Origin of the sequence: Leptolyngbya sp. UWPOB_LEPTO1 (assembly GCF_017302695.1) — a bacterium.
Taxonomy (GTDB): domain Bacteria; phylum Cyanobacteriota; class Cyanobacteriia; order Leptolyngbyales; family Leptolyngbyaceae; genus Leptolyngbya; species Leptolyngbya boryana.
This window is the reverse complement of record NZ_JAFLCJ010000057.1, coordinates 1-7,437: the sequence shown is the minus strand read 5'-3', so window position 1 is coordinate 7,437 and position 7,437 is coordinate 1. Positions and strand designations below refer to the sequence as shown.

Here is a 7,437-nt window from a genome sequence, read left to right as displayed (position 1 = left end):
TTCTACGGATTTTGGCTCACTCAGCCACCGTAGGAGTTACTTTACGTCTGCAACTGGACTCCGGAAACGCTCAAAGCTGTGCAAGTCGCACTGGTCAAACCAGTGGCTTCCCTCAGATGATTAGTGATACCCATTTTCTGCCTAGGTTGTCATCGCAGGGACATTGCTAAACATGGTCGCACTACTGCTGGAAAACAACGGTATTGTTGCCGGAATGCCGCTTGTGAGCAACGATCGTTCATCTTGCACTTGAGCTATCAAGGATGATTGAAGGAAGTAAAGCAACCAATCAGCGACAATTGGACTCAAGCATCAGGGTGATAGATTGAGTCCAGTCTTTAGCTAGCGATCGAGTATCGCCTGTCCAGATTTAGAGTTCGCTTCAGTTCACAAAGTCATTTACTGTTTTTTATCAGTGAACTGACGCACAGGTTCTTCTAGTCTAACAGGTGCGCTTGGCTCTTCTACTTTGACATCACCACCGAATGAGTCCCTGACTCGGCTAGGATAGCCGACTGAACCAGGTTTAACTCCGTCTGGATAATACCATTCCGTGATGAAGCAGTAAGATTGGCAAGTCCAACGACCATAGGGACTCTCTAACCGGTTAGAGTAAGTCCCTTGACCCTGACCCCATCCACCCGTTGTGTGAGTACTTGGATACTCGCGAAGACCAACGCCTCTGTCATAATCAACAGCGATCACGGGTGCTACTGAAGTCAACCCACCCGCCAAAAGAATAAAGATCGGCAAAAACTTACGCATTCAATGTTTCCTTAATTCAAATTGGGACAATAATGAACTTAGCGAATTGGACTAGCAACCATCGGAGCAAGCGATTGAGTCTAATCTTTGGCTTGTTCGCAATTGAGTGTGTCAATCGCTTGTCTAGGTGTAGAGTTCGCCATTCGCGAGGTTATGCAATTTCCTTCGTGATTTTTACTTCAATGATTCGACATAGGTGAGCGGAATTGATCGAAAGGGATCTGGTTGACAAGGGTGCAAGATATCAGTTTATGTTCACGGCTATCAGGTTATACAGACACAAATTTCGGGAGTGCATAACCTGATTGAGAGTAAACCCTATCTCTATACAACACATGCATAGGATGCTTTCCAGATGCAACTCAAATTTATGCGTCAGCTTGGGTTTCTTTTACTGTTCAGCAGTCTTACGATCGTAGGCGGCAACGCTCAGATTCCTGCAAAAGCTATACCTTCCAGATCAATGCTGTCCCCTGCCAAGCCAGAAACCAAGTTGGCTCAAGCAGAAACTTCACCCTACATTGGGCTCATCTATTCTGAGGTTCCTGAAGGGTTAATCTCTGGAGGTGGTGCAGTTATTGACCAATGGCATCGGATTCACGTCGTTGAACAACCCGGTAAAGCAATGTATCTATGGCTCGGTGAATTGCTGAGATATGATCAAGTTGGTCAGCCCGTGACTCAAGTTCTCGATGTCTTAGAGTTACCTCCTTTCTCCAAGTCACAAAGGATTGCTTTTCGATTTTGTCGGCTAAATGGCAAGGTCGATCGTGCAATTGCTGCGATCGTGAAAATGACGGAGACTGAATACTACACTCAGATCAGTCATGCATGGCGCGTGAATACTCAAACTGGCAAAATTGAAGTGATGAGTACTCAGGGAGTTGACTGTAAAAATCAAGGCTGGAAAAGCTAACATCACGCAGCGTAACCTCTTTCAAGGAGCTGGCGCGCCTGCCACTTGTGAAGCTAAGGAGATTCAGCTCTGGTCTTAGCTGACACCATGAAGATGATGCATTATGCCAATGCAGAGAATGAAGTCACTTCGCGACTGGATGGCAACGAGGTATTTTGCGCCAGTATGCCTGAATTTATGAAAGCACAAAGCGTCATGCTCGAATATATGTGTACTAACTGATAAGATTACTCATGAAGCTTCATTTTATAGCATATCTAATCTCTGTAGCAGTCATCAGTCCTCGCCCATCTCTTGCCTCGAATCTGCTTCAAGATGGGTACTACTGGACAGGGACTTCTGGAGAAATGATCGAAATTCAAAACAATCGTATGATTGTCAGCGATTCATCAGAGCGATCGCTGACCCCTTCAGAGCCACAACCTATCAACGAAGGTATTTTCTTCTATGACGATCGTTACTGGTGTCGATCGGACATTGATCCTTACAATGCACGACTCGAAGACTATGAAACCGTAGAATGTACTGCAAAAGGTTGGGTATCAGTCAAAGCAAAGCAACCTAAATATTGCGAACCCAGTGCCTACCAAGATTTCTTCGTGAACTTTGTGCGAGGATATGACGACCAAAAGAATGAGGTGCGTAATACTTACACTGGGTCAGAGGTCAAAATTGCGAGCTATGAGCAGCCCGATCGAGTGTCTTTTTCAATTAACAAGAAATTGTATCAAGCATTCCGTTTAGGGTTGAATCAAGGTTGGATCTATGTCGATCGTATGAATCGAAGCTTTATCGACCAAGAGCAGACTCTCAACAATCAACCGAATCGCATGAGACTAAGGCTAGATGTCTCTTTTCCTGATAAATCTTTCGTCACGCGACTCAAAGCACGTGAATTTGTACGGCTTGCATTTCGGGAAATCAGCGATCGTAAGTTTCGGGTTGATTATTATGCAGCGACCTATCGCAATGTAGAGGGTGCTGCTTGGGTTGAAGCCGACGAACAGTCAGCAGCAGGTGGCTATGTTTTTGAGCATCACAATGGATGCTGGCACTTGACACAAGACTTGCGAATTTTAGAGCGATAACTCGCTACTGATTACGTAATTCTACAAGAAATGGGAGATGGTCTGAACCGATCGCTGATCCAATCGATCGCTGAACTGTGACCAATGATCGATCATGAAAACAGTGGTCGATCGCAATCTTCATCAATGGCGGAAATTCAGCCGACCAAGTGGGTTGAAATCCAAACCCTCGTTGTGAATTCAACAGTTGGCTGTCTTTCTCCAATCGTCGCAGTCGAACCGACCAAGCAGTGCTATTAAAGTCTCCAATGACAACGACGCGCTTCTGTTGGTGGAGCTGAGCTTGGCTCCAAGTAGAGACTGAATCAAACTCAATCTCTTGATAGGCAGAGGTTTTCGGACTGCGAGGACGAATCACATGATAGCTTAGAATCACAAGTGGTCTTCCAGCATAAGTCACAGTCGTTTCGAGTAAAGGTCGATCGCTATTTTTCGGCAAGTGGATGACTTGGACTTGCTCAACTTTAATCTGCTGATTTTGTTGAGGGACTAATATGGCGCTGCCTAAAGTATTATCGAGTGCTTCTGCTTTAAGAATCTGATACTCTGGTAGCTCAGCCTGAAGCCGAGCTAGCCAAGCAGGGGTAATCTCTTGTAAAAGCATCAAATCGACAGATTGCTGCTTCAGGTAGCGGATGGCTTGCTCAGGCTGAGAATTATGGCGATCGAGATTTGCATGAAGAAGTCGTATCGTTGGAGCTTGAGAATTTTGGTCAACCTTAAACGGTGCGAAAAAGAGCGGTGCTAACAAGGCTAGATTTAGCATTAATGGAATGAACCATACGATCGACCATTTTTGTTGGAGTAACAATCCGACGAGTAATGCTGCAATAAGTGCTAGGCAATATTGAGGTCGAGGATGATCCAAGAGTTCAAAACGCCACCAGAGCGCCCCTGAAAATCCTAGAAGAGATGCGATCGCACTGAATGCAGCAACCACATGAATAAAATTGAGAAGTAGCAACATCTTAGTCAAGCTCATCGATCAGGAATAAATTTGAATATCATCAGCCAACATATCCAAAGGTGATGAGAAGTTGGAAAAAGTAGAAGGATAGAAGTACAGGGATCGCAATTCCTCCGATCATGGCAGCTAGAACTTGAAATTGGCGATGTTGGGGATAGTGCTGGTGACACCAAGCCCGAAACGCTTCAACCGCATTAATTCCACTCAGGATCGATAGAAGAGTCAGCATTGCGAGTAGAAATATTCCGTTCTCTACTCCATTTTCTAGAATTCTCAGACTTGCGATCGCTCTCATTCTAATTTGCAGATTAATCATTGCCTGCTGCTGTTGACTGAGATATAAATTTTTAATGTATAAGGTATCGAACGCTGATGCTTGCACTCGGTAGCAAGGTAAAACTTGCTTTCCATAGGTCGCCTTGCAGTTGCTATGAGATGGACTCTCAATGATTAAGGGCGAATTGACAAGATTAACCTTACAGTACAGTGTGTCTGCTTGCTGGCAATCTAATTGATAGCCTGGGATTGTGATCGAGGATTGGGTTTTCTGATCAAGTGAGACTTGAAATAATTCGTTGATTGAGCGATCGCGAATCAACAAAATTGTAATTAGACTGACGATCGCAAAGTTGAGAATTAAGCAATTTTTGCGCTGCATATGAATTATACTTACCTACTCTCTAATTAGGTTTATCTGTAGGAGAGGTTATGTAGCCCTATCGTTGTGTGATCGCGATTTTCTCTGTAATATCCGCCTGCCGAATTAAATTTCAAGATTTCCCGGTAAATTTTCGGAATTCCGTAGTTTAAATGAGAAGAAGAAAAAATCCCGGTGCTAATTTTTCTTCTAACGTACAAGCTAGACGATCGAGGACTAAGCGATGCGATGCTTTCTCAAATCATTGAGCTTAACGAGTGGGCTTATTGTTGCACTGTTCTTAACTGGAATCAGTGCTCAATTTGCATCGGCTCAAACCACTATTACTCAAGCTCAACAGAGCAATCGCACAGCAGAAGCCGATCGCTTATTTCGTGAGGGCGTTCAATCTTACGAAGCCAAACAGATTGGTCGTGCGATCGCGCTTTGGGAGCAAGCTGCAAAGATTTATCAAGACATTGGCGATCGCCAATGGCAAGGGAAAACTCTCACCAATTTGGGCAATGCCTATGATGACCTTTCCCAGCCTGACAAAGCACTCGCAGCTTATAAAGCAGCCATACAACTCTTCCAAGCAGTCAAAGACCGCAGCAGCGAAGCAAGAGCTACCATGAATCTGGGATTTATTTACAGTTCCACTTCTCGATATGAGGAAGCCCTCGCAGCATTCAGCAGAGTCATTCCCATCTATCGGGAACTCAACGATCGACATGGTGAAGCAAGAGCAATCAGAAACCGAGGCAATGTTTATCTCGGTCTTTCTCGACATGCAGATGCGATCGAAGCTTTTGATCAAGCGATCACAATTTTCGGAGAACTCAAAGATCGGGCGAATGCGTCAGGGGCATCCATGAATCAAGGCATTGCTTACAGTCAGCTTGGACAATACGAAGATGCGCTGATCACTTTCAACCTTGCACTCTTCATGTTTCGAGAACTCAAAGATCAAAAAGGTGAACAACAAGCACTCACCAATCGAGCAGCAGTTTACTCCAACCTGTTTCGATACAAAGAAGCACTCGCAGCCTATGACGAAGTTCTTCCAATGTATCAGAAGCTTGGAGATCGAAGTTCAGAAGCAAAAATGCTACTGAGTCGAGGAGTGATCTATTTCTCTCTGAATCGCTATGACGAAGCCCTGGCAGACTATCGTCAAGCACTGCCCATTTTTAGGGCGATCAAAAATCGCGATGGCGAAGCGCAAATTCTCTCAAATCGCGGTGCTATTGACTCTGCCCTTTCTCGCTATGAGGACGCGATCGCAGCTTACCAACAAGCACTGCTCATTTTTCGAGCGATCAAAAATCGCGATGGTGAAGCGACAACGCTGAATAATTTAGGCATCATGCAGATCAGAACTCGCCAGTTTGCTCAAGCCGAGCAGTCTTTACGAGCTGCGATCGCACTGTATGAATCGATTCGATTAGATCGGCTTTCTGAAGCGGCTAAAATCTCAGTGTTTGAAATCCAATCCGGCAGCTATCGTTGGTTGCAACAAGCTTTGATTGCTCAAAACCAACCTGAAAAAGCGCTGACTGTCTCAGAATGGGGAAGAACAAAAGCTTTGATTGAACGACTCAGTCAGCAACTCCAACCCAACACTTCACAGACGACTCGCAATGCTCCCGACCTCAACACCTTGACTCAAATTGCGCGATCGCAGAATGCAACGTTAGTCGAGTACTCCACAATCTACGATCGAGGTAAAGAAACACAGCTATACATCTGGGTGATTCAGCCGAATGGCAAAGTCTCATTTCGACAGGTCGATCTGACAACTGCTCTACCTAAGCAATGTTCACAAATTGCTCAACTGATTGGCAACAGTCGAAATTCGATCGGCGTTCGGAGTGCTCAATCTGATTGGCTGATTGTCGATGAAACGGCTCAAAAGAATCCTTGTAGCCAGTCTGATTCAGATGAGAATTTCAAAGTACTACATAAGTTACTCATTGAACCGATCGCATCTCTCCTCCCGACTGATCCGAATCAGCATGTTGTGTTTATTCCCGATCGCACTCTTTTTCTCGTTCCTTTTCCTGCCCTCAAAGCGGCAAATGGTAAGTATTTGATTGAGAAACATACGCTTCGCACCGCTTCCTCGATTCAACTCCTAGATAAAACTCGTGCCCTCAAATCCCGTCCACGAGGGAAAGATACGCTGATTGTAGGCAATCCTTTCATGCCCAATGATCCAAATTCATCCCAAGTTAAACAGCTATCAAATTTGCCCAATGCTGAGCAGGAAGCAATGACGATCGCGTCTCTATTCAACACACAAGCAATTACTGGCAAACAAGGAACGAAAAAAACTGTCTTGAAGCAAATGCTAGATGCGAAGATCATTCATCTAGCAACACATGGATCATTTGACGATCGTAATGGATTCAGAAGTTGGCTCGCTCTTGCTCCATTTGAAAAAGATAGCGGCATCCTCACGGCTGAGGAAATTACACGACTGAAACTCAATGCAGATTTGGTCGTCTTGAGTGCTTGTGATACGGGACGAGGAAGAGTGACAGGAGATGGAGTCGTCGGACTCTCTCGATCGTTTATCGCAGCAGGAGTTCCCAGCGTGATTGTCTCGCTCTGGGCAGTTCCCGATGCACCTACCTCTGACCTAATGAAAGCATTCTATCAGCAGCTACAGCGCAATCCAGATAAAGCACAAGCACTCCGTCAAGCAATGTTAGCAACACTCAAAGCCCACCCAAACCCAAAAGACTGGGCAGCATTCACGCTGATTGGGGAGGCATTATGAACCATTGCCATTTTCTGCAAGCAGCAGGTTAATGTATCTTGCTCAAGCCATTTAATATGGGCAAGTTCTTGCTCAACCTAGCCCTCGTAAGCTTGCACTCTTATACCAAATCTCCAAAATATGACTACAGATGATATAACTCAGATGTAGCATTCCGTCAGCGACGATGGCAGGCGTTTACAAGCTAGAGATTCAAGAAAGCGCTGAAGAACTGAAACAACTACTCAGGGCACAAACCACGGCGACAGGTAAAGAACGGCTCCAGGTGCTGTATCTGTTGCA

General features: G+C 45.1%; 7 protein-coding genes. 4 read left to right on the top strand and 3 right to left on the bottom strand.

Annotation, left to right across the window (positions count from 1 at the left end):
* Positions 1 to 123: 123 nt before the first annotated feature.
* Complete coding sequence (locus J0L70_RS32200) at positions 124 to 267, top strand: IS1/IS1595 family N-terminal zinc-binding domain-containing protein (RefSeq protein ID WP_502711042.1); 144 nt, start codon at positions 124 to 126, stop codon at positions 265 to 267.
* Between the two features lie 132 nt (positions 268 to 399).
* Here the strand turns inward: J0L70_RS32200 and J0L70_RS31825 are convergent, their stop codons facing one another.
* Complete coding sequence (locus J0L70_RS31825; RefSeq protein WP_190651090.1) at positions 400 to 765, bottom strand: hypothetical protein; 366 nt, start codon at positions 763 to 765, stop codon at positions 400 to 402.
* 355 nt (positions 766 to 1,120) lie between these two features.
* On the opposite strand from J0L70_RS31825, the gene J0L70_RS31820 reads away from it, so the two are divergent.
* Together J0L70_RS31820 and J0L70_RS31815 are read left to right on the top strand one after the other, a co-directional pair.
* Positions 1,121 to 1,681: a hypothetical protein gene (locus J0L70_RS31820; RefSeq protein ID WP_190651093.1), complete on the top strand. Its 561-nt coding sequence runs from the start codon at positions 1,121 to 1,123 to the stop codon at positions 1,679 to 1,681.
* Positions 1,682 to 1,914: 233 nt separating this feature from the next.
* Positions 1,915 to 2,769: a hypothetical protein gene (locus J0L70_RS31815; RefSeq protein WP_287457325.1), complete on the top strand. Its 855-nt coding sequence runs from the start codon at positions 1,915 to 1,917 to the stop codon at positions 2,767 to 2,769.
* A 4-nt stretch (positions 2,770 to 2,773) separates the two neighbouring features.
* Here the strand turns inward: J0L70_RS31815 and J0L70_RS31810 are convergent, their stop codons facing one another.
* Together J0L70_RS31810 and J0L70_RS31805 are read right to left on the bottom strand one after the other, a co-directional pair.
* Complete coding sequence (locus J0L70_RS31810; RefSeq protein ID WP_287457324.1) at positions 2,774 to 3,736, bottom strand: endonuclease/exonuclease/phosphatase family protein; 963 nt, start codon at positions 3,734 to 3,736, stop codon at positions 2,774 to 2,776.
* 40 nt (positions 3,737 to 3,776) lie between these two features.
* Positions 3,777 to 4,394, bottom strand: a complete 618-nt coding sequence (locus tag J0L70_RS31805) for a hypothetical protein (RefSeq protein WP_287457323.1) — start codon at positions 4,392 to 4,394, stop codon at positions 3,777 to 3,779.
* Between the two features lie 223 nt (positions 4,395 to 4,617).
* Here J0L70_RS31805 and J0L70_RS31800 point away from each other — a divergent pair, with 223 nt between their 5' ends.
* A complete protein-coding gene (locus tag J0L70_RS31800; RefSeq protein WP_287457322.1) occupies positions 4,618 to 7,155 on the top strand; it encodes a CHAT domain-containing protein in 2,538 nt (845 codons plus the stop codon).
* Positions 7,156 to 7,437 lie beyond the last annotated feature (282 nt).